17 protein-coding genes are annotated in these 23,051 nt (G+C 65.4%); 11 read left to right on the forward strand and 6 right to left on the reverse strand.

Annotated elements, in window-relative coordinates; genetic code table 11:
* Positions 1-140 precede the first annotated feature (140 nt).
* Positions 141-647 carry a YciE/YciF ferroxidase family protein gene (locus AC0L3A_RS22320; protein ID WP_007602065.1) on the reverse strand — a complete coding sequence of 169 codons (507 nt, stop codon included), beginning with the start codon at positions 645-647 and terminating at the stop codon, positions 141-143.
* Between the two features lie 416 nt (positions 648-1,063).
* Between AC0L3A_RS22320 and AC0L3A_RS22325 the strand changes: the two genes are divergently transcribed.
* From AC0L3A_RS22325 to garD, 8 genes are all read left to right on the forward strand, one after another.
* Entirely contained in the window at positions 1,064-2,146 is a 1,083-nt protein-coding gene (locus AC0L3A_RS22325; protein ID WP_219682805.1) for a lysylphosphatidylglycerol synthase transmembrane domain-containing protein, read from the forward strand.
* Between the two features lie 154 nt (positions 2,147-2,300).
* Positions 2,301-4,253, forward strand: coding sequence for an SGNH/GDSL hydrolase family protein (locus AC0L3A_RS22330; RefSeq protein WP_354128022.1), 1,953 nt, complete (start codon positions 2,301-2,303; stop codon positions 4,251-4,253).
* 271 nt (positions 4,254-4,524) lie between these two features.
* Positions 4,525-5,877: an MFS transporter gene (locus AC0L3A_RS22335; RefSeq protein ID WP_473255201.1), complete on the forward strand. Its 1,353-nt coding sequence runs from the start codon at positions 4,525-4,527 to the stop codon at positions 5,875-5,877.
* A 122-nt stretch (positions 5,878-5,999) separates the two neighbouring features.
* Positions 6,000-6,905, forward strand: a complete 906-nt coding sequence (locus AC0L3A_RS22340) for a LysR family transcriptional regulator (RefSeq protein ID WP_007602059.1) — start codon at positions 6,000-6,002, stop codon at positions 6,903-6,905.
* 124 nt (positions 6,906-7,029) lie between these two features.
* Positions 7,030-7,974: a 5-dehydro-4-deoxyglucarate dehydratase gene (gene kdgD / locus AC0L3A_RS22345; RefSeq protein WP_007602056.1), complete on the forward strand. Its 945-nt coding sequence runs from the start codon at positions 7,030-7,032 to the stop codon at positions 7,972-7,974.
* 25 nt (positions 7,975-7,999) lie between these two features.
* Entirely contained in the window at positions 8,000-9,343 is a 1,344-nt protein-coding gene (gene gudD / locus AC0L3A_RS22350) for a glucarate dehydratase (protein WP_354128020.1), read from the forward strand.
* Positions 9,344-9,360: 17 nt separating this feature from the next.
* Positions 9,361-10,809, forward strand: a complete 1,449-nt coding sequence (locus tag AC0L3A_RS22355; protein WP_473255202.1) for an aldehyde dehydrogenase family protein — start codon at positions 9,361-9,363, stop codon at positions 10,807-10,809.
* 118 nt (positions 10,810-10,927) lie between these two features.
* A complete protein-coding gene (garD, locus tag AC0L3A_RS22360; RefSeq protein WP_473255203.1) occupies positions 10,928-12,469 on the forward strand; it encodes a galactarate dehydratase in 1,542 nt (513 codons plus the stop codon).
* Between the two features lie 46 nt (positions 12,470-12,515).
* On the opposite strand, the gene AC0L3A_RS22365 is transcribed toward garD, so the two are convergent.
* The 3 genes from AC0L3A_RS22365 to AC0L3A_RS22375 form a co-directional block, all read right to left on the reverse strand.
* Positions 12,516-12,872 (reverse strand): hypothetical protein, encoded by a 357-nt coding sequence (locus AC0L3A_RS22365; RefSeq protein ID WP_354128017.1) that lies wholly within the window; start codon positions 12,870-12,872, stop codon positions 12,516-12,518.
* Between the two features lie 373 nt (positions 12,873-13,245).
* Positions 13,246-13,848 (reverse strand): DUF2147 domain-containing protein, encoded by a 603-nt coding sequence (locus tag AC0L3A_RS22370; protein ID WP_354128016.1) that lies wholly within the window; start codon positions 13,846-13,848, stop codon positions 13,246-13,248.
* 116 nt (positions 13,849-13,964) lie between these two features.
* Positions 13,965-14,993: an NAD(P)/FAD-dependent oxidoreductase gene (locus AC0L3A_RS22375; protein WP_007602049.1), complete on the reverse strand. Its 1,029-nt coding sequence runs from the start codon at positions 14,991-14,993 to the stop codon at positions 13,965-13,967.
* Positions 14,994-15,173: 180 nt separating this feature from the next.
* On the opposite strand from AC0L3A_RS22375, the gene AC0L3A_RS22380 reads away from it, so the two are divergent.
* A complete protein-coding gene (locus AC0L3A_RS22380; RefSeq protein ID WP_354128015.1) occupies positions 15,174-15,641 on the forward strand; it encodes an acyl-CoA thioesterase in 468 nt (155 codons plus the stop codon).
* 13 nt (positions 15,642-15,654) lie between these two features.
* Here the strand turns inward: AC0L3A_RS22380 and AC0L3A_RS22385 are convergent, their stop codons facing one another.
* Positions 15,655-15,975, reverse strand: coding sequence for a 2Fe-2S iron-sulfur cluster-binding protein (locus AC0L3A_RS22385; protein WP_007602043.1), 321 nt, complete (start codon positions 15,973-15,975; stop codon positions 15,655-15,657).
* Between the two features lie 166 nt (positions 15,976-16,141).
* A complete protein-coding gene (locus AC0L3A_RS22390) occupies positions 16,142-16,516 on the reverse strand; it encodes an Hpt domain-containing protein (protein ID WP_473255204.1) in 375 nt (124 codons plus the stop codon).
* Between AC0L3A_RS22390 and AC0L3A_RS22395 the strand changes: the two genes are divergently transcribed.
* Entirely contained in the window at positions 16,515-16,769 is a 255-nt protein-coding gene (locus tag AC0L3A_RS22395) for a hypothetical protein (protein WP_354202139.1), read from the forward strand. The genes AC0L3A_RS22390 and AC0L3A_RS22395 overlap by 2 nt on opposite strands.
* 143 nt (positions 16,770-16,912) lie before the next feature.
* The gene (locus AC0L3A_RS22400) at positions 16,913-22,621 is read left to right on the forward strand and encodes an apolipoprotein A-IV repeat region-like domain-containing protein (RefSeq protein ID WP_473255205.1); all 5,709 of its coding nucleotides are present in this window, start codon (positions 16,913-16,915) and stop codon (positions 22,619-22,621) included.
* Positions 22,622-23,051 lie beyond the last annotated feature (430 nt).

Genomic DNA, 23,051 nt, shown 5'->3' on the forward strand with positions numbered 1-23,051 from the left:
CCCCCCCCCCCTCAAAAAAAAACCCCCCCCGGCCCCCTTTTTCTACCAAAACCAATAAATTCCCCCTCCTTGGGGGGGGGGGGCGGGCGGCGGGGCGCCCCCCCCCCCCCCCCGACGCTCTATCCTGGCTAAGCCTGGCCTCAGCTTGCAGCGCGCAGATTCACCTTGCTCTCGGCGATCGTGGTCAGCTTCTTGTCGGTGGCCTTCTCCTCCTCGAGCGTCTTGGCGAGCATGCTGGCGCAGTCGTTGCGGCCGAGTTGCTTGGCCCAGGCGATCAGGCTGCCGTAGCGGACGATCTCGTAATGCTCCGCCGCCTGCGCCGCGTTGATCAGCGCGGCGTCGAGCACCGCCTTGTCGGCGACTTCGCCGGCCGTCTCGTCGGCTTCCTCGATGATGCCGTCGATCGCGGGGCAATCGACCGCCTTCACCTGCGCACCGTGCATCTTGAACACTTCCTCGAGCCGCTTGACGTGCTCCCTGGTTTCTTCGAGGTGCGTCAAAAAGCCCTGCTTCAGCTGCGGATCGGTCGCCTTATCCGCCATTTTCGGCAGTGCCTTGGTGAGCTGCTGCTCGGCGTAATAGATGTCCTGGAGCTGATGCACGAACAGGTCGTTCATGGTTTTGATGTCTTTTGTGAACAATCCCATCGGTCCGATCCTCTCGGGTTGTGGGAACACGGAGGCACCGGCTTTCAGGAGAAGCCGGTTATTCCGCCATGTTCGATTGCTGATGCGGCACTAACCAGCGCACGGCATCGTCGTTCCAAAAAAGCCCGCATCCCTTGCGCTGGAACAATGCCGGCCGTGCAGGATCTGAAATCATGTCACGGACGGACGCGACCGGTCCTACGACTCATATGCTTAACGCGCGTCCGATGTGAACTGCGTATGACAAAGTGGCTGGTCCAAGACAGAACCTATCCTTGTCAAGGGCTGCACAAGTCACTGTTTTTGCCTTAAATGAGCTACATCATGTCTAGCGATCCAAGCCCACATCGGGCACTGATCGCATCCGACCGGCCAATGTCTGGCCTGGTCGGTCTTGCCCCCCGCCGGGAGGATGAATGCACGGACTGCTGACCGCGCTGAAGCGCGGCTTCAAGAGATGGATCGGCTGGCGGCGACTCGGCGTTGCGGCGAGCGTCTTTATCATCGCGTTCGCGATCACCACGCTGGTGCGCACCCTCAAGGGCATCGACACCGGGGTCATCCTGACCGCGTTGACCGAGATCCCCCGCGAAAACATCGGGCTGGCGGCGATTTGCGTATGCTTCGCGTTCTGTACGCTGACCTTCTACGACTTTTTTGCACTGCGAACGATCGGCAAGAAGCACGTGCCCTATCGCATCGCAGCGCTCTCCAGCTTCACGTCCTATTCGATCGGCCACAATATCGGCGCCACAGTCTTCACCGGCGGCGCGATCCGCTTCCGGATCTATTCGGATTACGGGCTGAATGCGATCGACGTCGCCAAAATCTGCTTCCTGTCGGGCCTGACCTTCTGGCTCGGTAACATCTTCGTGCTCTCGATCGGCATGGCCATCCATCCGGATGCCGCCTCCTACATGGATCAGCTGCCGTCGTCGATCAACCGGCTGATTGCGATCGGCGGCCTTGCCTCGATCGGCGCCTATCTGGTCTGGCTGTGCATGGGCGAGAAGCGCCGCGAGCTTGGCCAGAAGGGCTGGAAGGTGGTGCTGCCGTCAGCGCCGCTGACGCTGGTGCAGATCCTGATCGGCGTCGTCGATCTCGGATTCTGCGCGCTGGCGATGTACCTTCTGGTGCCGGCCACTCCGCAGATCGATTTCCTGTCGCTCTCCGTGGTGTTCATTTTGGCGACGTTGCTCGGCTTCGCCAGCCACGCCCCCGGCTCGCTCGGCGTGTTCGACGCCGCCATGCTGGTGGCGCTGCCCGAATTTGGCCGCGAGCAGCTTCTGGCCACGCTCCTCGTCTTCCGCATCCTCTATTTCGTGATCCCGTTCGGTCTTGCCATCTCCATCATGGGCACACGCGAGCTCTGGATGAATGTGGTGGAGCCCTGGCAGGAGCGTCGACGGCTGGCGGAGGCCTGCGCGCAGGCCAACCTGCCCAAGCAGGTGGCAGCGATGGAGCGCGAGCGGTCGCTGCGGCAGGCCAGCAAACGCTGAGCATGATCCGGAAAAGTGCGAAGTGGCTCTCCGAAAAGATCATGCTCCGTCGATAGTCCGCTAGACGGCGGCCGGTAAAACCTTCAGACCAATGTTGCAGGCGGAGAGCAGCTCTCTTATTTCCGCCTCAACTTTGCCGTTGAAAACGCGGGCCATGATCCCTGTATTCCTTCGCCGTTTCCTCGCCGGTGCCCTGCTGCTCGCCGGGCTCCTCACCGCCTTGCCGCCGGAGCGGGCGGCCGCGCAGGACGCCGGCGCCATGCAGATCAGCTGGGAGGTGCGCAACCGCTTCCGACTGTTCCGCGAGGAGCGCGACTTCCTGCTTCATGTCGAGAACGCGCGTAACCGCAGCATCCTCGCCGCCGAGCAATCGCTGGAGCTCCAGAGCGAGGGCCGCGGCTGGGCCCGCAACATGGTCAACCGGCTCTGCATCGACCTCCAGGGCCGGGTCAACCAGCCCTGCACCCGCGACAACACGAAGGAAAACTACCTCACCCCCCTCGACCATCCCGTCACTGTGCGCCTCGCCGGCGCGGTGCCGGTCGGCGCGACCTGCGCCTGGTCGTTCGACGACGGCGACGGGCCGCAACAATCCACCTTCGACTGCGCCGAGCCGGTCAATCTGCGGGTACGCTACGGCAAGCAGACGGTCGCGAGCGTCGACGTCTCCTCCGGCTCCGATCCGACCCAGCGCGTCCAGACCGAGATCCAGGTCCGCGACATCTTCGTCGCTGGCCTCGGAGACAGCATCGCCTCGGGCGAAGGCAATCCGGACCGGCCGCTGGCGCTGTCGGACGAAGGTTTTTGCTTCCGCTCCTATCTCGGCACCGCCGGCGCGCAGTATTACCGGCCGAGCCGGGCCGGCTTCAAGGGCGGCCGCGCCTGCGAAGCGCCCGATACGCTTGCTAACTGGCAGCGCTACAGCGCGCTCTGGTTCAACTCGCCCTGCCACCGATCGCTCTACAGCTACCAGGCCCGCACCGCGCTGGCGCTCGCGGTACGCTACACCCACGTCGCCGTGACCTTTCTGCCGCTCGCCTGCACCGGCGCCAGCATCAGCGACGGGCTGCTCGGCTCGCAGCGCGCCCGCGAATGCCCGCCCGGCAAGACCGGCGTCTGCAACATCAGCGTGAACGCGCAGGTCGCCGAGCTGCGCGAGGCGCTGACCGCGGCCCGGAAACGCCAACCCGAGCGCACGCTCGACCTCGTGCTGCTCTCGGTCGGCGCCAACGACGTCTATTTCTCCGGCCTCGTCGCCGACGTGATCGTCGAGACCGCAACCGAGCGCGCGATATTCCGGCGCTCCGGGGTGATGGCGAGCGTCGATGATTCCCGCGATGCGCTGGCGCGCGAGCTGCCGCAGAATTTCGTCAAGCTGCGCGAAGCGCTGAAGCCGCTGGTCGGCGGCGACCTCTCGCATGTGGTCTACGTCTCCTATGCCAATCCGGCGCTCGCCGATGGCGGTGTGCCCTGCCGCGGCGGCCGCGCCGGCTTCGACATTCATCCGTCCTTCAACGCCGATCCGCAGCGCCTCGCCCGCGTTTCGACCTTCGTCGACACCGAATTCCTGCCACAACTGAAGGGGCTCGCCACCTGCACCCGCGGCGCGCTGTGCCGCGATCCCGAGGCCGACCGCATGACCTTCGTGGATTCACATCAGGCGGCGTTCGCCGATCATGGCTTCTGCGCGCATTCGGGCAACGATCCCGAATTCGACCGCACCTGCTTTGCCGAGAACGGCCAGAGCTTCAATCCCGACATCGTGAGCGCGGCGGGCCAGCCGATGCTGTGCGGCCGCGGCGCCTCGGAATTCCGCGCCTATCTGCCGCGCGCGCGGTGGATCCGCGACGCCAATGACAGCTATTTCGCTGCGATGACCTATCCGCAAGGCTTGCCGGCAGCAAGCCAGCCGACCGACATCCATGACGCGACCTGGGGCGTGCTCTCCGCTGTCTATGGCGGCGCCGTGCATCCGAGCGCCGAAGGCCACGCCGCGATGGCGGACGCGGCGCTGCCGGCCGCAAGCGCCGTGCTGGGACTCGATGCGGCACCGCCGGGCGTGACACGCGGGCTGCTCGCGCCGCTACTGCCGGGCGCGCAGCAGTAGTAGCAAAAGCGGGCTCTCTCCACATCGTCATTGCGAGCGCAGCGAAGCAATCCAGAGTCTTTCCGCGGTGGAATTCTGGATTGCTTCGCTGCGCTCGCAATGACGAGATTGGGGCTCACGTCTCGGCACTCTCTCACAATCGTTCCTCCCCCTGCCGTTCCCATCCATCCAAAAACGGCATCGATCGATACTGCCTTGAACTTGGACACTTCGCTGCGCGCACCTCTAGGAGTCGCAGTGGGGAAACGTTCGAGTTCTAAGGAGGCGCGAAATGAGCGCAGTGATGTCCGCAGCGGACGTGAGAAGGTCTCGCGTCAGACTGTTTATCGTGACCATGTTGTTCCTGGTCACGACCGTCAATTATGCCGATCGCGCCACGTTGTCGATCGCGGGCCCCGCGCTCTCCAAGGAGCTGCACCTCGATCCCGTCGCGATGGGCTACATCTTCTCGGCGTTCGGATGGTCCTATGTGATCGCGCAGGTGCCGGGTGGCTGGCTGCTTGACCGCTACGGCTCCCGCCTCGTCTATGCCTTCAGCATCATCGTCTGGTCGCTGTTCACGACGCTGCAGGGCTGGGTCGGATTCTTCAGCGCCGGCACCGCGATCGCCGTGCTGTTCGGCTTGCGCTTCCTCGTCGGCATCGCCGAAGCGCCGTCTTTCCCCGCCAACGCCCGCATCGTCGCGGCCTGGTTTCCGAGCAACGAGCGTGGCACCGCCTCTGCGTTCTTCAATTCCGGGCAGTATTTCGCCACCGTGATCTTCGCGCCGTTGATGGGTTGGATCGCGCACGACTACGGCTGGCGCTACGTGTTCTTCGTGATGGGCGCGCTCGGAATCGTCATGGGCCTGGTCTGGATCAAGACCGTCTACGGGCCGAAAGAGCACCCCGGCATCAACGAGGCCGAATTCGACTACATCAAGGACGGCGGCGCGCTGGTCGATCTCGACGCGCCCAAAGACGATCTGAAGCAAGAGCGCGCGCCCGAGGCCGGCTCCGGGTGGGACCACATCCGCCAGCTGCTCTCCAACCGCATGATGCTCGGCGTCTATCTCGGCCAGTACTGCATCAACACGCTGACTTATTTCTTCCTGACCTGGTTCCCGGTCTACCTCGTCAAGGAGCGCGGCCTGTCGATCCTGCAAGCCGGCTTCGTCGCGACGCTGCCGGCGCTGTGCGGCTTCATCGGCGGCGTGCTTGGCGGCGTCATCTCCGACGCGATCCTGCGCAAGACCGGCTCGTTGACGATGGCGCGCAAGATCCCGATCGTCGGCGGCATGCTGCTGTCGATGTCGATCATCGCCTGCAACTATGTCGACGGCCAGGCGCTGGTGGTCGGCTTCATGGCGCTCGCCTTCTTCGGCAAGGGCATCGGCGCGCTCGGCTGGGCTGTCGTCTCCGACACCTCGCCGAAGGAAGCCGGCGGCGTCTCGGGCGGCCTGTTCAACACCTTCGGCAATCTCTCCTCGATCAGCACCCCGATCGTGATCGGCTACATCCTGGCCGCGACCGGCTCGTTCAACGGTGCGCTGATATTCGTCGGCGCCAATGCGTTGGTGGCCGCATTCGCCTATCTCGTGGTCGTGGGCAAGATCGAGCGCGTGGTGCTCAAACGTTCCTCCTGAGGGCTCCCATGGGAGCTTGACCAGGCAACTTAACGGCGGCTTCACGGCCGCCGTCTTTGTTTTGGGAGTAATCGATGCTAGAAGCGCCGGGGAAACGCCTTATCCATCTAAGGCATGTATCGATGTTCGACCTCAATCAGCTCCGCTGTTTCGTCACGGTGGCGGAGGAATTGCATTTCGGCCGCGCCGCCGCGCGGCTGAACATGACCCAGCCGCCGCTGTCCCGGCAGATCCAGGTGCTCGAGCACATCATCGATGCGCCGCTGCTGGAGCGTACCAGCCGCTCGGTACGCCTGACGCCGGCCGGGCGCAGCTTCCTGCCGGAAGCGCGGCGCATCCTGAAGCTTGCGGAAAGCGCCTCGCAGGTCGCCCGCCGTATCGCGCTCGGCAAGTCCGGCTCGCTCAAAATCGGCTTCACCGCGGCCGCCGCCTACGGCTTCCTCCCCGAGCTCGTCGCCGCCTGCCGCGCCAAGCTGCCCGAGGTGGACTTCTCGCTGAAGGAGATGGTGTCGGGCGACCAGTTCGAGGCGCTGACCTCAGGCCAGATCGATGCCGGGCTGCTCAGGCCCCCGATCGCGCGCCCGGAAATCGCCAGCCGCCGCGTCGTCGCCGAGCCCCTGCTCGCCGCGATCCCCAAAAAGCATCCGCTGGCGAATGCCGAGAGCGTCACGATCAAGGATTTCGACAACCAGCCCTTCGTGATGTATTCGCCCTATGAGAGCCGCTACTTTCACGACGTGCTGGTAGCGCTGTTCACCCGCGCCGACATTCTGCCGCGCTATGTCCAGCACCTGAGCCAGATCCACTCGATCCTCGCCATGGTGCGCGCCGGCCTCGGCCTCGCCATCGTGCCGGCGGCGGCGGCAAGCCTGAAGATCGCGGACGTCCGCCTGCGGCCGCTGAAGCTGCGCACCCGCGTCCCGGTCGAGCTGTTCATGGTCTGGCGCCGCGACGACGAGAACCCGCTGCTGTCGGCGCTCGTCAAAATCGCGAGCGAATTGTCCTCGGCGGAGGTGATGGAAGATTGATGCTGATTTCGCATCGGTCGATATAGGCTTTGGCTTGGACCCGCATCGAACGGTCTCCTAAACCACGGCGCATGGACGCGCAGCCTTTGCGTCCTCCACAACACGAGACCAGGGAGCAGCGCCCATGAGCAAGATGACCCCGCAGGAAATGGCCCAGAAGATCGGATCCGGCCTCCTGTCTTTCCCCGTCACCCCGTTCAAGGCGGATTACTCCTTCGACGAGGCGACTTACCGCGCCAATATGGATTGGCTATGCGGCTATGACGTCGCGGGCCTGTTCGCCGCCGGCGGCACGGGCGAGTTCTTCTCGCTGACGGCCGCCGAGGTTCCGCAGGTCGTCAAGATCGCCGTGGACGAGACCAAGGGCCGCGTGCCCGTGCTCGCCGGCACCGGCTACGGCACCGCCACCGCGCGTGAGATCGCGATCGGCGCGGAGAAGGCCGGCGCCGACGGCTTGTTGCTGCTGCCGCCCTATCTCACCCATGCCGAGCAGGATGGCCTTGCTGCCCACGTGGAAGCGATCTGCGCCTCCGTGAAGATCGGCGTCATCGTCTACAACCGCGACAACGCCATCCTCCAGCCCGATACGCTCGCCCGCCTCGCCGAGCGCTGCCCGAACCTCGTCGGCTACAAGGACGGCATCGGCGACATCGAGCTGATGACCCGCGTCTACACCAAGCTCGGCGACCGCCTGACCTATATCGGCGGCCTGCCGACCGCAGAGACCTTCGCACTGCCCTATCTCGACATGGGCGTGACGACCTACTCTTCGGCCGTATTCAACTTCGTTCCGGAATTCGCCACCAACTTCTACGCCGCCGTGCGCAAGCGCGACCATGCGACGATCCACGCCGGCCTGAAGGATTTCATCCTGCCGCTGATCGCGATCCGCAACCGCAAGAAGGGCTATGCGGTCTCGATCATCAAGGCCGGCATGAAGGTGATCGGCCGCGATTCCGGCCCGGTCCGCCCGCCGCTGACCGATCTCACCGAGCAGGAGATCGCGGAGGTGACAGCGCTGGTGAAGAATCTGCCCGCCATCCGATCGTCACAACAGGCTGCAGAATAACAAGCGATACAGAGAGGAGCCTGCGATGGCTAACACCGAGATCACTGGCGCACCGGTCGTCACCGCGATGCAGGTGATCCCGGTCGCAGGCCGTGACAGCATGCTCCTTAATCTGAGCGGTGCGCATGCGCCGTTCTTCACCCGCAACATCGTCATCCTCACCGACAATGCCGGTCACACCGGCGTCGGCGAGGTGCCCGGCGGCCAAAAGATCTGGCAGACGCTGCAGGACGCCCGTGATCTCGTGATCGGCAAGACCGTCGGTGCGATGAACAACATCCTCGCCGATATCAGGACCGCCTTCGCCGATCGCGATGCCGCCGGCCGCGGCAAGCAGACCTTCGATCTCCGCGTCATGATCCACGCCGTCACGGCAGTGGAGTCCGCCCTGCTCGATCTGCTCGGTCAGCATCTCAACCTGCCCGTCGCAGCCCTGCTCGGCGAAGGCCAGCAGCGCACCAGCGTCGAGACGCTCGGCTATCTCTTCTTCCTCGGCGACCGGCGCAAATCCAAGCTCGACTATGTCGGCGGCGAGAGCGGCAAGCCCGAATGGTTCAACCTCCGCCATCAGCAGGCGATGACGCCGGAAACCGTGGTGCGGCTCGCGGAAGCCACCCACGACCATTACGGCTTCGCCGATTTCAAGCTGAAGGGCGGCGTGCTGCGCGGCGAGCAGGAGATCGAGGCCGTCACCGCAATCGCCAGGCGCTTTCCGAATGCGCGCGTGACCCTGGACCCGAACGGCGCATGGTCGCTCGACGAGGCTGTCGGCCTCTGCAAGGATATGCACGGCATCCTCGCCTATGCCGAGGACCCCTGCGGCGCCGAAGGCGGCTTCTCCGGCCGTGAGATCATGGCCGAGTTCCGCCGTGCAACGGGCCTGCCGACCGCGACCAACATGATCGCGACCGATTGGCGGCAATTGTCCCATGCGTTGCGCCTCGGCGCGGTGGACATTCCGCTGGCCGATCCCCATTTCTGGACCATGCAGGGCTCGGTGCGCGTGGCCCAGACCTGCCGCGACAACGGCCTGACCTGGGGTTCGCACTCCAACAACCATTTCGACATCTCGCTCGCCATGTTCACCCATGTCGGCGCCGCCGCCCCAGGCAAGGTCACCGCGATCGACACGCACTGGATCTGGCAGGACGGCCAGGCCCTGACGAAGGAGCCGCTCCAGATCAAGGCCGGCAAGATCGCCGTGCCTGAGAGGCCGGGCCTGGGTATCGAAATCGACAGGGCCACCATCGATGCCGCGCATGACCTCTATAAGCAGCATGGACTCGGCGCCCGCGATGACGCTATTGCCATGCAGGACTTGATCCCCGGCTGGACCTTCGACGACAAGCGTCCCTGCCTGGTTCGTTAAAAACTCTGGAGGAAGCTATGACTGCGATCCTGAAGAACTTCATCGGCGGCGAATGGGTCGACGGCTCCGGCGTCACCAAGAACATCAATCCCTCCAACACCAATGATCTCGTCGGCGAATACGCCAAGGCCGACAAGACGCAGACCGAGAAGGCGATCGCAGCAGCCAAGGCCGCCTTCCCCGCCTGGGCGCAATCGACACCGCAGGCGCGTTATGACGCGTTGAACAAGATTTCGCTCGAGATCATCGCCCGCAAGGAAGAGCTCGGCCGCCTGCTCGCTCGCGAGGAAGGCAAGACGCTGCCCGAGGGCATCGGCGAGGTCGCCCGCGCCGGCCAGATTTTTGCGTTCTTCGCCGGCGAGGCGCTGCGCATGATCGGCGAAAAGGGCGCCTCGGTGCGTCCCGGCATCGACGTCGAGCTCACCCGTGAGCCGATGGGCGTCGTCGGCATGATCACGCCCTGGAATTTCCCGATCGCGATCCCCGCCTGGAAGATCGCCCCGGCGCTCTGCTATGGCAATACCGTGGTGTTCAAGCCGGCCGAACTGGTGCCGGGCTCCGCGCATGCGCTGTCCGAGATCATCACCCGTTCCGGCATTCCCGCCGGCGTGTTCAACCTCGTGGTCGGCTCGGGCTCCGTGGTCGGCCAGACCCTGATCGAGCATCCCGACGTCGCCGCGATCACCTTCACCGGCTCGGTGCAGACCGGCCGCAAGATCGCGCAGGCCTGCGTGACCTCGAGCAACATGAAGAAATTCCAGCTCGAGATGGGCGGCAAGAACCCGCTGGTGGTGCTCGACGACGCCGACCTCAAGACCGCCGTCGAAGTCGCCGTCAACGGCGCCTATTTCTCCACCGGCCAGCGCTGCACGGCGTCCTCGCGCCTGATCGTCACCGAAGGTATTCACGACCGTTTTGTTGCGGCGATGACCGAGCGCCTGAAAGGTCTGACGGTCGACGACGCGCTCAAGGCCGGCGTGCATATCGGCCCGGTGGTCGACCAGAGCCAGCTCGACCAGGACCTGCGCTACATCAAGATCGGCCAGGACGAGGGTGCCAAGCTCGCCTGGGGTGGCGAGCTGCTCAAGCGCGAAACGCCCGGCCACTACCTGCAGCCGGCGCTGTTCACGGAAGCCAACAACAACATGCGGATCGCGCGCGAAGAAATCTTCGGGCCGGTCGCGACCGTCATTCGCGCCAAGAACTACGAGGAGGCGCTGGCGATCTCCAACGACACCGAGTTCGGCCTTGCCTCCGGCATCTGCACCACCAGCCTGAAATACGCCTCGCACTACAAGCGCAACAGCGAGTCCGGCATGGTGATGGTCAATCTGCCGACCGCCGGCGTCGATTATCACGTGCCGTTCGGCGGCCGGAAGGGTTCGAGCTACGGCGCCCGCGAACAGGGCTCCTATGCCCGCGAGTTCTACACGACGGTGAAGACCGCCTATACCTACCCCGGTTGACGGAGCGTAGGTGTCGTAGGGTGGGTTAGCGCAGCGTAACCCACCTCTTGTGGTTCGACCGATGCAGACGGTGGTGGGTTACGCTGCGCTAACCCACCCTACACTTCGGAGTCCTTCCATGGACCAGTCAGTCGCAGCGAAAGAGCAGCCCCGCTACATCAAGCTCAACGATCGCGACAACGTCGCGATCGTGGTCAATGATTTCGGCCTTCCCGCCGGCTCCCGCTTCGCCAGCGGCCTGACGCTGCGCGCCTTCGTGCCGCAGGGACACAAGACGGCGCTGGTCGACATCCCGCAGGACGCCCCGATCATCCGCTACGGCGAGGTGATCGGCCATGCGTTCGCGCCGATCCTGGCCGGCGAATGGGTGGACGAAGCGCGCATCCGCATGCCGGAGGCCCCTGCCCTCGACAAGCTGGAAATCTCGACCGCTGTCCCCGCGCCGTTGCCGCCGCTCGATGGTTTCACGTTCGAAGGCTTTCGCAATTCCGACGGCTCGGTCGGCACCAAGAACATCCTCGGCATCTCCTCCTCCGTGCAATGCGTCAAGGGCACGATGGAATACGCGGTGAAGCGCATCCGCGCCGAGCTGCTGCCGAAATATCCGAATGTCGACGACGTCGTGCCGCTGACGCACGCCTATGGCTGTGGCGTCGCCATCAACGCGCCTGATGCAGTGATTCCGATCCGCACGCTGCAAAACATCGCGCAGAACCCGAATTTCGGCGGCGAGATCCTGGTCATCAGCTTGGGATGCGAAAAGCTCGCGCCCGAGCGTCTGGTGCCGGAAGGCGTCAGCAATGCCATCGTGCGCATGCAGGACGAAGCCTTCGACGGCTTTGGCGCCATCGTCGACGCGATCATGACCCAGGCAGAGGCCCGCCTGAAGATCCTCAACAAGCGCACCCGCGAGACCTGCCCGGCCGCCGATCTCGTCATCGGCCTGCAATGCGGTGGTAGCGACGCCTTCTCCGGCGTCACCGCGAACCCTGCGGTCGGCTTCGCCGCCGACCTGCTGGTGCGCGCCGGCGCCACCGTGATGTTCTCGGAAGTCACCGAAGTGCGCGACGCGATCCAGCTGCTCACGCGACGCGCCATCAACGAGGACGTCGGCCGCGCGCTGGTCCGCGAGATGGCCTGGTACGATTCCTATCTCGCCCGCGGCGGCGCGGACCGCAGCGCCAACACCACGCCGGGCAACAAGAAGGGCGGCTTGGCGAATATCGTCGAGAAATCATTGGGCTCGATCGTCAAGTCCGGATCAAGCGCAATCACCGGCGTACTCTCGCCCGGCGAGAAGGCGACGCAGAAGGGCATGCTGTTTGCGGCGACGCCGGCATCCGACTTCATCTGCGGCACGCTCCAGCTCGCCTCCGGCATGACGCTGCAGGTGTTCACCACCGGCCGCGGCACGCCTTACGGCCTTGCGGCTGCGCCCGTGATCAAGGTCGCGACCCGCAGCGAGCTCGCGCGACGCTGGAAGGACCTGATCGATTTCGATGCCGGCGGCATCGCGACCGGCGAGAAGACCATTGAGGAGACCGGCTGGGACCTGTTCCGCCTGATCCTCGACGTCGCCAGCGGCCGCACCAAGCCGTGGTCGGATCGCTGGGGCATCCACAACGATTTGACGCTGTTCAATCCGGCGCCAGTGACCTGAGCGCCGCGCGCGGACGCTGCCTCGCCGCGCGGGATGACGCCTCGGTCTACGTCATGCTGCCCGGCATGAAACAGCGCACGCGCGGATGGCCGTCGATATAGTGCTTCCACACCATGGTGCGGCCGATCTTGTTCGGCTCGGTGATGACGGCGCCGTCGGGCACGACGATCCATTCGCCGTCGAGATGCACGCGATAACGGCCCTTCTCGGACTCCCAGTCGACATCGGCGACCACATAGCCGTCGGCATCCGAGCAGCATTGGCCGTATTCGCTGTGAAGGCTCTCGAACCAGGGTTTTAACGGCGAGTTGGCGTAGCGGCCGTCGTCCCGCGCCAGCGTCGGGGCGGTCGGCAGCACCGTCAGGACCAGCAGCATGGCGGCACACGATATTGCACGTCTCATGTCGTCTCCGCGGATCGAGGTCATCGCCGCGGGGCGATAGTTGCCGTTCGCCTCCGCGACTCGGCGAAGGCGTCAGGGACGGCGACTCATTCCCCCAGCAGCTTTGCGGATAGCTATGCAAATCCGGCGCCACCGCGCATTCCGGGGAACTACTGGCGCGGGTCCGGCAGGCGTTCGTCTTTCGAGGGGTATGACCGCTACTCGCGCGCCAAGATCTCCGCTGTCTCAGCCGGCCGCATGCGCGATTGCGCACGGTGACACCGCGCAAGAACGCGGAGAGGCTGCGGCGTACCGGAGTCCCCGCCTTGGCGGGCAATGACAGCGGTGTGTGGAGCTATGGAAGTTCGGGCGCCATGGCGCCCCGACGTAGACCCTACTGCTTCGGCGCCGGCGCCATCATCGCGCCGCCCTTCTTCGCCGCGGGCACGGGCGCGGGTTTGGTCGCGGCGGTCGCTTGCGCCGGGAGATATTTGGCGACGATGGCGGGATCGACCTGCGCGATGTTGGCGTCGGGAAGACGCGTCCAAGTCTCGTCCTTGCCGAACAGAGAGATGCCGAGGAAACCGCGCATCGTCAGGGTCTGTCCGTCCGGGCTGACCGTCATCTTGGCCTTCCAGATGTTGCCGTCGCGCGGATTGACCACGTTGCCGCCGTCATACTTCAAGCCGTCGCGCTTCATGTCGCGGATGAAGGAGAGGCCGAGCACCGGCGCGTTCTTGCGATCGTCCGTGCATTTCGCGCAGATCTCGTTCGGGTCGTCGCCAGGCCGCGGAAAGGTTTTTGCGATAACGCCTTCGAAGATGCCGTTGTGGTCGATGAAGAGAAACCATCCCACCGTCTTGCCGTCTTCGACCTTCTGCCAGAGGCCTGCGGCGGTCGGCTGCTGCACTTGCGCCGCAACCGGGCTCACCGCACCGAGCGACATCGCGAGCGCGAGGATCGAGAACAGCCGAAAGCTGGAAAAGAGAGTCCGCATTATCATCACCTTGCTGAGCCAATCGCCTTGCTAAGCCGCCAACTGCAATGGCCGCAGACTACGGCGATTTCGCGAACTGTTCCAGCACCAGAAACATGGGGCATCGCCCGCCGCCGTCAGTTGACGCCGAGCTTCTTTTGCAGGCTGGAGGACGAGGTCGTGTACTGGAACACGAGCCGCTTCTCCGGATAGACGTAGCGATGGGCTTTTTGCGACATCAGCGCGCCCTCGTGGAAACCGCACAGGATCAGCTTGATCTTGCCGGGATAGGTGTTGATGTCGCCGATCGCGAAGATGCCTGGCACGTTGGTCTCGAACGCGGATGTCTCGACCGGCACCAGATTGTTCTCCAGCGCGATACCCCAGTTCGCGACCGGACCGAGCTTCATGGTCAGCCCGAAGAACGGCAGCATGGTGTCGCAGGTAATTTCGCTGACGCTGTTGTCGTTAGCCTTGACAGTGGCGCCGCTCAGCCTGCCCTCGTTGCCTGACAGCGCGGTGACCTGGCCGAGGCGCAGATCCATCTTGCCGGCCGCGACCAGCGCGCGCATCTGCTCGACGCTGTGGGGGGCGGCGCGAAAATCGTCGCGACGGTGCAAGAGCGTGATGCGCTTGGCGATCGGATGCAGATTGAGCGTCCAGTCGAGCGCGGAATCGCCGCCGCCCACGATCAGCACGTTCTTGTCGCGGAACGTCTCCATCTTGCGCACGGCGTAGTGCACCGAACTTCCTTCATAGGCTTCGATCCCCGGCACCGGTGGACGCTTGGGCTGGAACGAGCCGCCGCCGGCAGCGATCACCAGCACCTTGCATTCGAACACCTTGCCAGCGTCCGTCGTGCAGCGGAACAGGGGATCGCCGATCTTCTCCACGGTCTCGATCATCTCGCCGAGATGGAAAGTCGGATGGAACGGCTTGATCTGCTCCATCAGCGCGTCGGTGAGGCCCTGCCCCGAAACCTGCGGAATGCCGGGAATGTCGTAGATCGGCTTTTCCGGATAGAGTTCTGCGCACTGGCCGCCGACCTTGTCGAGGATGTCGACGAAATGCGTCTTCATGTCGAGAAGGCCCAGCTCGAAAGCGGCGAACAGACCGCAGGGGCCGGCGCCAATAATCAGCACATCGGTTTTGATCGCGTCGCTCATGTCGTCTCTTTATCGGTCGTTCGGTGGGACGGCGCCCTGTGGGCCGAGGTGTCCCTGCCTGTCTAGCCAACGGGGATGGATCAGGGAAGGCATAAAAGCGGGAGCGCCCCGCAGCCGCGCCCACTTGCCGGGTCAGGCTAGCTGGGCTGTAACGGGCAACGATATGACGGAGATCAATCGGTGAACGCACCAAGCCGCCTCGATACGACGCCGCGCCTGGAGGACTACCCTTTTCGCCTCAGCGACAATGTCCGCTTCGGCGATCTCGACCCTAACCAGCACGTCAACAACGCGGTCTACGCCACCTATTTCGAGACCGGCCGTGTCACGCTGATGAAGCTTCCGGAATACGGCCTGACGCCGCCGGGACTTGCCTGGATCATGGTACGGCTCGACATCCATTTCCGCGCCGAGTTGCACTGGCCGAACACAATCGAGCTCGGCCTCGGCGTCGCGAAGCTTGGACGAACGTCGGTGACGTTCGAGCAGGTGGTGTTTTCGGAAGGGAAGTGCATTGCATCGGCGACATCCGTCGCCGTGATGATCGACGAAGCGTCGCGCCGGCCAACGCCACTGATCGCGGAAGTGCTCGAGAAGCTCAGACCCTGGCACAAGCGCGGCATCCAGGTCGCGCCGCCGAGCACATGAATAGCTAACAGCGTTAGGCCTGGCGTTCCGGCGTCGCCACCACGAGGCCGTCGAGATCGTCGGAGACCTTGATCTGGCAGGACAGGCGCGAGTTCGGGCGCACGTCGAAGCCGAAGTCGAGCATGTCCTCTTCCATCGGCGTCGGGCTGCCGACCTTCTCGCGCCAGGCTTCGTCGACATAGACATGGCAGGTGGCGCAGGCGCAGGCGCCGCCGCATTCGGCCTCGATGCCGGGAATGCTGTTGCGGATGGCGGCTTCCATCACAGTCGCGCCGTTCTCGACGTCCACCGTACGGGTTTCGCCCTTGTGATCGACAAAGTGAATTTTGGCCATGTGTGCTCGTGCTGCCGCGATCTAGGGAATGAAGGAGGGTCCGGGCTGTCCTATAACGGGTCGGTCAGCCCGGCGCCATAGCGTTTTGATGAAGTCGCGAATACCGCTTCGCGGGAAGAAAACCCGTCAAAACAAAAGACTAGAGTACGGGTCTGGTGTTGTCGCCCTAAGTGTTGAGGATCGCCTCGATGGCGGCGCGCGCCTCGGTCACCGCCTCTTTCAGCGCGGCAAAGGCGTGAGGCCGGCCCTGGCCGGTCTGGATCGCGGTCTCCAGGCTGGCTGCGGCGTCCGCCACCGCCAAGGCGCCGATCCCGCGCGCCGAGCCCTTGAGCTTGTGGGCGAGTGCGCCGGCCTCGGCCGGGAGCGCTGCCATCGCCGCGATCAGGCGCACCGCCTGCTCGGCAAACATCGCCAGCACTTCCTGTTCCAGCTCGGAATCGCCGAGCGTCATGCGGGAGAGATGATCGAGGTCGAGCGTGCTGTCGATGGGTGCAAGCGGGGGCGAGGGCATCCAGTCCATCCGTTGCAGTTCAGGAGTCATGGCGCAGGCCCCGGCATCGCGCGATGTCCGCCGGTCCGGCGGTCAAGTTCCCTCCACCCAAGCACGGAAATGGTTAACGAAATGTTCCGGCCGTTTTACGCAAATCTGCCTGTTTATCGACGAAAAGTTGCCGCAATCCGGCGAGTCCGGTGGAGAATTGCATTTATTGCTAAGGCCTTACGGCGCGATCCTGTTAACGATGATTAAGAATGTCTTAATCGCGGGCATTTCATTCGCGACGCTCTGCCAATAGGATGTTGGAGAAATTGGCGGACAAGCCGTCCGGGTGGGGATGGCTCGGAGATCCGCGCAAGCGGCATGATCCGGACTGTGGGCTTGCGTAGCGCGCAGAGCTCGCGGGGGGACGCGTACAAGTAACGAGGGCTCGGACTGAACATGGCAAACACTCCGAAAAAGGTCAAAGACCCCACAGAAGATGCGCTTTCTGCAATCCAGGAAGCCCTGAACATCAGCGACACGGCGGCGGACACCAGCCGCAACGCCTCGATGCGCAGCGAAACGCCGCCTCCGGTCGCGCCACCGGCTCCCCCGCTGTTCGACGAACCGAGCTTCGACCCGCGTCCTGCCGCGAACGAACGCGCGATGTTCGACCAGGTCGAGGAGCCGCGCTCCTCGCGCCGCGCCGCCAATGACGACCGTGCGACCATCGGCCAGCTCTTGCAGACGTTGCAGACGGGACGCCCGACCCGCAACATCTACACCGGCGCGACGATCTTCACCGTCATCTGGCTGGCGGCCTGCGCCGCGCTGACTGTCGGCTTCCTGCCTTCGATCCAGGCGGCGATGGGCCAGAGCGGCGGCGTGTTGGCCGTTGCCGGCCTCGTCACGATGTTCTTCGCGCCGATCATGCTGTTCTTCTTCCTGGCGAGCCTCGTCTGGCGCGGCCAGCAAATGAGCTCGGTCGCGCAGGCGATGGCGCAGGTTGCGATCCGCTTCTCCGAGCCGGAAGGCTCGGCGTCGGATTCAATGGTGACCGTCGGCCAGGCCATCCGCCGCGAGGTTGCGGCGATGGGCGACGGCATCGAGCGCGCCATCGCGCGCGCCGGCGAGCTCGAGACGCTGGTCGCCAACGAGGTTGCGGCGCTCGAACGCGCCTATTCCGACAACGAGGTGCGCATCCGCGCCCTGCTCCAGGACATCGCGCATCAGCGCGATAATCTGGTCGGCCAGGCCGAGCAGGTCCGCAGCGCCATCTCCGGCGTGCAGATCGATTTGCGCCACGACATCGCACTGATCTCGGACGCGATTGCCTCGCGCGTCGACGAGGTCGCCAAGTCCATCACCGGCGCGCTCGAAGAGCGCGGCGCCCACATCACCGGTGCGCTCAGCAACGCCGGCGACAACATGATCCTCGCGCTCGGCGAGCGCGGCGGCGACCTGCTCGACCGCCTCGAGGAGGCCAGCAACGAGACCACGCGCGCCGTGCTCGACGCCAGCGAGCGACTGACCACCAGCCTCAATTTCAAGACCGGCCATGTCCACGACGAGTTCGTCGACCTCGCCGACCGCGTCCACGAAATGCTGAACGAGCGCATCGACCGCATCACAGGCGAGTTCGAGCAGCGCTCCGCCGCGATCGTCGACGGTATCTCCGAGCGAACCGAGCAGGTGCATGACAGCCTGAAGAATTCGTCGGACTCGCTGCTGCTCGAGCTCGAGCTGCGTTCCAACGACCTCTCCGCCAAGATCGACGACGCCGGCAACCGCCTCGCCGGCCACATCATGACCTCCGGCGACAAGGCGAGCGAAGCGCTCGACGCCACCGTCAACACGCTGGTCGCCAAGGTCGTCAGTCAGACCGAGACCGCGCACGACTCGCTGTCGCTGCAGATGAGCGCCTTCGACGAGCTGGTGAAGAATCAAGGCACCGAGCTGGTCGAGAAGTTCGCACGCGACTCCGGCACGCTGGGCGCCCTGATCACCCGCCACATCTCCGAGTTCGACCGCACCGTGAAAACCTTCGGCGGCGAGATCGTCGATCGGATGGGCCAGCGCACCCAGGACATCCATGAATCGCTGAAGACCTATGTCGACAATTTCGACACCCGCTTCACCTCCAACGGCGGCGCGATCACGGCTGTGCTCGACCAGCGCCTGGTGCAGTTCGAGACCACGGTTGGCGAGCGCGTCAGCAACCTCGACGCCTCGCTGAACGGCAAGATCTCGGGTCTCGACTCGACGATCGATGGTCACATCAAGACCTTCGACGAGCAGCTCGTCGGCCGCGTCGCCGCGCTCGAACAGTCGTTCGATACCCGTGCGAAGTCGGTCACCGAGACCATCGACGGACGGCTCAACACGCTCGCCTCGTCGCTGACTGACGGTGCCGCGCAGGCGATCCAGTCGATCGACTCCCGCCTCACCCATCTCACGACGTCGCTGACCGATGGCGCATCGCAGGCGATCGAGACGATCGACAACCGTCTCAACCACCTCACGACCTCGCTGACGGATGGCGCATCGCAGACCATCCAGACGATCGACACGCGCCTCACGCATCTGACGACCACCCTCACCGGCGGCGCGTCGCAGGCGCTCGAATCCATCGACACGCGCCTCACCTACCTGACCACCGCGGTGACGAACGGCGCCTCACAGGCGGTGCAGTCGATCGATACCCGTCTCACCCTCCTGACCTCGACGCTCACGGACGGCACCGCACAGGCGATCGAGGCGGTCGACCGCCGCATCACCGGCGTCACCGAGATCATCGACGGCCGCAGCATGCACCTGACCGACACCGTCACGGCGCGCTTCCAGGACATCCAGCAGGCCATCGAGACCAAGGTCGGCTCGGTCGCCAGCGACATCGACGTGCGCGTGGCGCAGTTCGAGGACCTGCTCGGCTCGCGCGTCGAGGCCGTCGCCGGCCGCATCGAGAGCAGCGGACGCCAGGCCAGCGAGGACATGATGTCCCGCGCCGAGATGATCTCGACCGCGATCCGCTCGCATGTCGAGGACGCCGAGCGCTCGCTCACCAACCTCGTGGTCAACACCAGCGAGACCATCCAGACCGGTGCGCGCACCGCGCAGCAGTCGCTGATGACGGTCTCCTCCGACGTCAACGCCCAGCTCAAGATGACCTCCGCCGAGGTCGAGCGCGCGCTGACCGCCGTCGGCACCGGTGCCGCGAACTCGATCCTGACCAGCGCCCGCGAAGCCCAGTCGACGCTGGTCGCGGCCTCCGGCGATGCCTCCAACCAGATCAAGGGGCTCGCGGCCGACGTCGAACGCACGCTGTCGTCGGCAGGCTCGGCGACCGCCGCCTCGATCTTGGCCGGTGCCCGCGAGGTGCAGACCACGCTCGTCACGGCGTCCTCGGATGCGGCCAACCACGTCAAGACCCTCACCGCCGACGTGCAGCGCTCGCTCTCGATGGCCGGCACGACCACGGCGGAATCGATCACCGCCGGCGCCCGCGATGCGCAGAGCGCGCTGATCGCGGCCTCGAGCGAGACCGCCAACCAGATCAAGGCGCTGTCCTCCGACGTGCAGCGCTCGCTCTCGATGGCGGGCACCGCGACGGCAGAGACCATCATGACCGGCGCCCGCGAAGCCCAGAGCACGCTCGTCAACGCATCCTCGGATGCGGCGAGCCAGGTCAAGTCCCTCGCCGCCGAAGTGCATCGGTCGCTCTCGCAGGTCGGCCAGTCGACCGCCGAGACGATCACGACCAGCGCCCGCGATGCCCAGAGCACCCTGCTGGCGGTCTCCGCCGAACAGACCGGCCAGGTTCGTTCGCTGGCGGCCGAGATGCAGCGCGCGCTGGCGACCGCCGGCGGCGCCACCATCGAGGCGCTCACCAGCGGCGTACGCGAAGCCCAGGGCACGCTGATCTCCGCTTCGACGGACGCTGCCAGCCAGATCAAGTCGCTGACCACGGACATCGAGCGCACGCTGACCTCGGTCGGTGCCGACACCGCCTCGACCATCCTCAACAGCGCGCGTGAGGCACAGACCTCGCTGACCTCGACCTCGGCGGATGCCGCAAGCCAGATCCGCACGATCTCGAGCGAGATCGAGCGTACGCTGAGCACCGCCACCGCGAACGCGACCAACGACATCCAGACCAGCGCGCTCAACGCCCAGAACGCGTTGATCAACGCCTCCAACGAGGCGAGCTCGCGGGTCAAGTCGAGCTCGGCGGACGTCGAGCGCTCGGTGCTCGCCGCCAGCAGCAGCTTCGGCCAGGCTATGACCGGCAAGACCGACGAGATCGTCACCTACGTGCAGCAGCAGTCCGACCGTCTCGCCAACATGATCGACGCCAAGCGCGGTTCGCTCGTGGACGCGATCGGCTCCAAGACCAGCCAGCTCACGCTCGACATCGACCGCGTCACGTCCGACGCGCTGAAGTCGATCGAGACGCGCGGCCACGCGTTCTCGCAGACCATGATGGGCAACGGCTCCGAAGTGGCGCGGACCATCAACTCGGCGAGCGAGATGGCGACGGGTGCCGTCAACAAGTCGCTCAAAGATCTCGAGCAGGCCTCGCGCGCGGCGATCGACCAGTCGCGCCAGGTCTCGATCGCGGCCGTCACCGAGATGCAGGAGACCAGCAAGATCCTGCGCACCGACACGGTCGCCCTGTTCGAGCGACTGCGCGAAGGCAACATCCTGCTCCAGGAGGTGCTGACCGGTGCGCACGACAACCTTAACTCGCTCGAGCGGGCGCTGGTGACGCGCGTCGCCGACTTCGTCTCGGCGATGAACGACGTCACCTCGCGCAACGGCGCTGCGACGCAAAATCTGGAAGACCAGCTCAACGTCTTCAACAGCAAGACCACGCGGGCGCTGCAGGATCTCGGCGAGCTGTCGACCCAGTTCGACGCGCACGGCAAGGCACTGGTCGAGGCCGCGCAGGTGGTCGAGCAGAGCAACAAGAACACCACCGCCTCGCTCGCCGAACGCAAGGAGGCGCTGGAATCGCTCGTCACCACCATCGACCTGCGCACCGCCGATCTCGACCAGCGCCTGTCGCGCTTCACCGGCCTGCTCGATGAATCGCTGGCGGCCGCCGAAGAGCGGGCTCGCGACATCGCCCGCGTCGTCGCGGAGACCGCCGGCGCAGGTTCCGCCGCGATCACCCGCCAGTTCGAAGCGGTGCGGTCGGCCTCCGAAGAGGAGCACCGGCAGACCGTCGAGGCCATGCACGACATCTACCGCCAGACCACTGACGAGGCGGATGCGATGTTCAAGCAGTCGACCGAGAAGTTCACCAACCTCGTCTCCAGCATGAAGCAGATGGCGTTCGAGATGCACAACGAGCTCGAAGCCACCCGCAACGAGCTGCGCCGCGGCGTGCTCGAGATGCCGCAGGAGGCCGCCGAGAGCACTGCGCAGATGCGCAAGGTGATCGTCGACCAGATCGAGGCCCTCGCCGAGCTCAACCGCATCGTGGCCCAGCACGGCCGTGGCCTCGACGTCTCCACGACGGGCCGCGCCAGCGTGCAGCGCCAGGAAGAGCCGATGCTGGCGGCCGTCGGCGCGCGCAGCACCGAGACGCGCATGCGCGAGAGCGCCAGCGCCTCGACGCTGCCGCCGCCGGACCTCGGCATGCCCGCCTCCTCGCGCCGCACCGAAGCGCCGCCGGTTGCACCGGCCGGCAACGACCAGGGCCGTGACGGCTGGCTGTCCGACCTGCTGAGCCGCACGGACGCCAACCAGGGTGCGCCCACCGGACGTGAGCCCCAGCGCGGCCGCCAGGCTGCACCGGCGCCGCAGCCGCAGGCCCCGCAAGGTGGCGGCAATCCGCTGGAATCCTTGTCGCTCGACATCGGCCGGCTGATGGACCGCAACCTCGCGTCCGAGATGTGGGACCGCTACCAGCGCGGCGAGAACAAGGCCTTCACCAAGCGCCTCTACACGCCCGCGGGCCAGAAGGCCTTTGACGAGGTCGCCCGCAAGTATCGATCCGACCGCAACTTCAAGGCCACGGTCGACCGCTATGTCGCCGAGTTCGAACGCCTGCTCGACGAAGTCGCCCGCGACGGCCGCGGCCCGCAGGAGCTGCGCAACCACCTGACCTCCGAGACGGGCCTGGTGTACACGCTGCTTGCTCACGCAGCGGGCCGGCTGGGATAAGCGGTCAGTCGCCAAGACGCATGACGAATGAAAACGGAGGCCTCACGGCCTCCGTTTTGTTTGGGGCGTCATTAGGTTTGGGCGTCATTAGGAACGAAGCGTTCGACCAAGCACTCGGTGTCGTCCTGGCGAACGCCAGGACCCATTATCCCAGGGAGGAGTTTGGCGAAGACCAGTCGTACGGTACTGCCATCGACCGCAATCGATGGACCTCGCGGTATGGGTCCTGGCTTTCGCCAGGACGACATCTGGGACGCCTACTGCCGCCTGCGCTCCGGCACAGCGGGCTTCGGCGGCTCGGGCGGCGGCGACGCAGCCGCGGGGGGGGGGGGGGGGGGGGGGGGGGGCCCCCCCCCGGGGGGGGGGGGGGGGGGGGGGGGGGGGGGGGGGGGGGGGGGGGGGGGGGGGGGGGGGGGGGGGGGGGGGGGGG

The organism is Bradyrhizobium sp. MI1.3, from assembly GCF_055811695.1.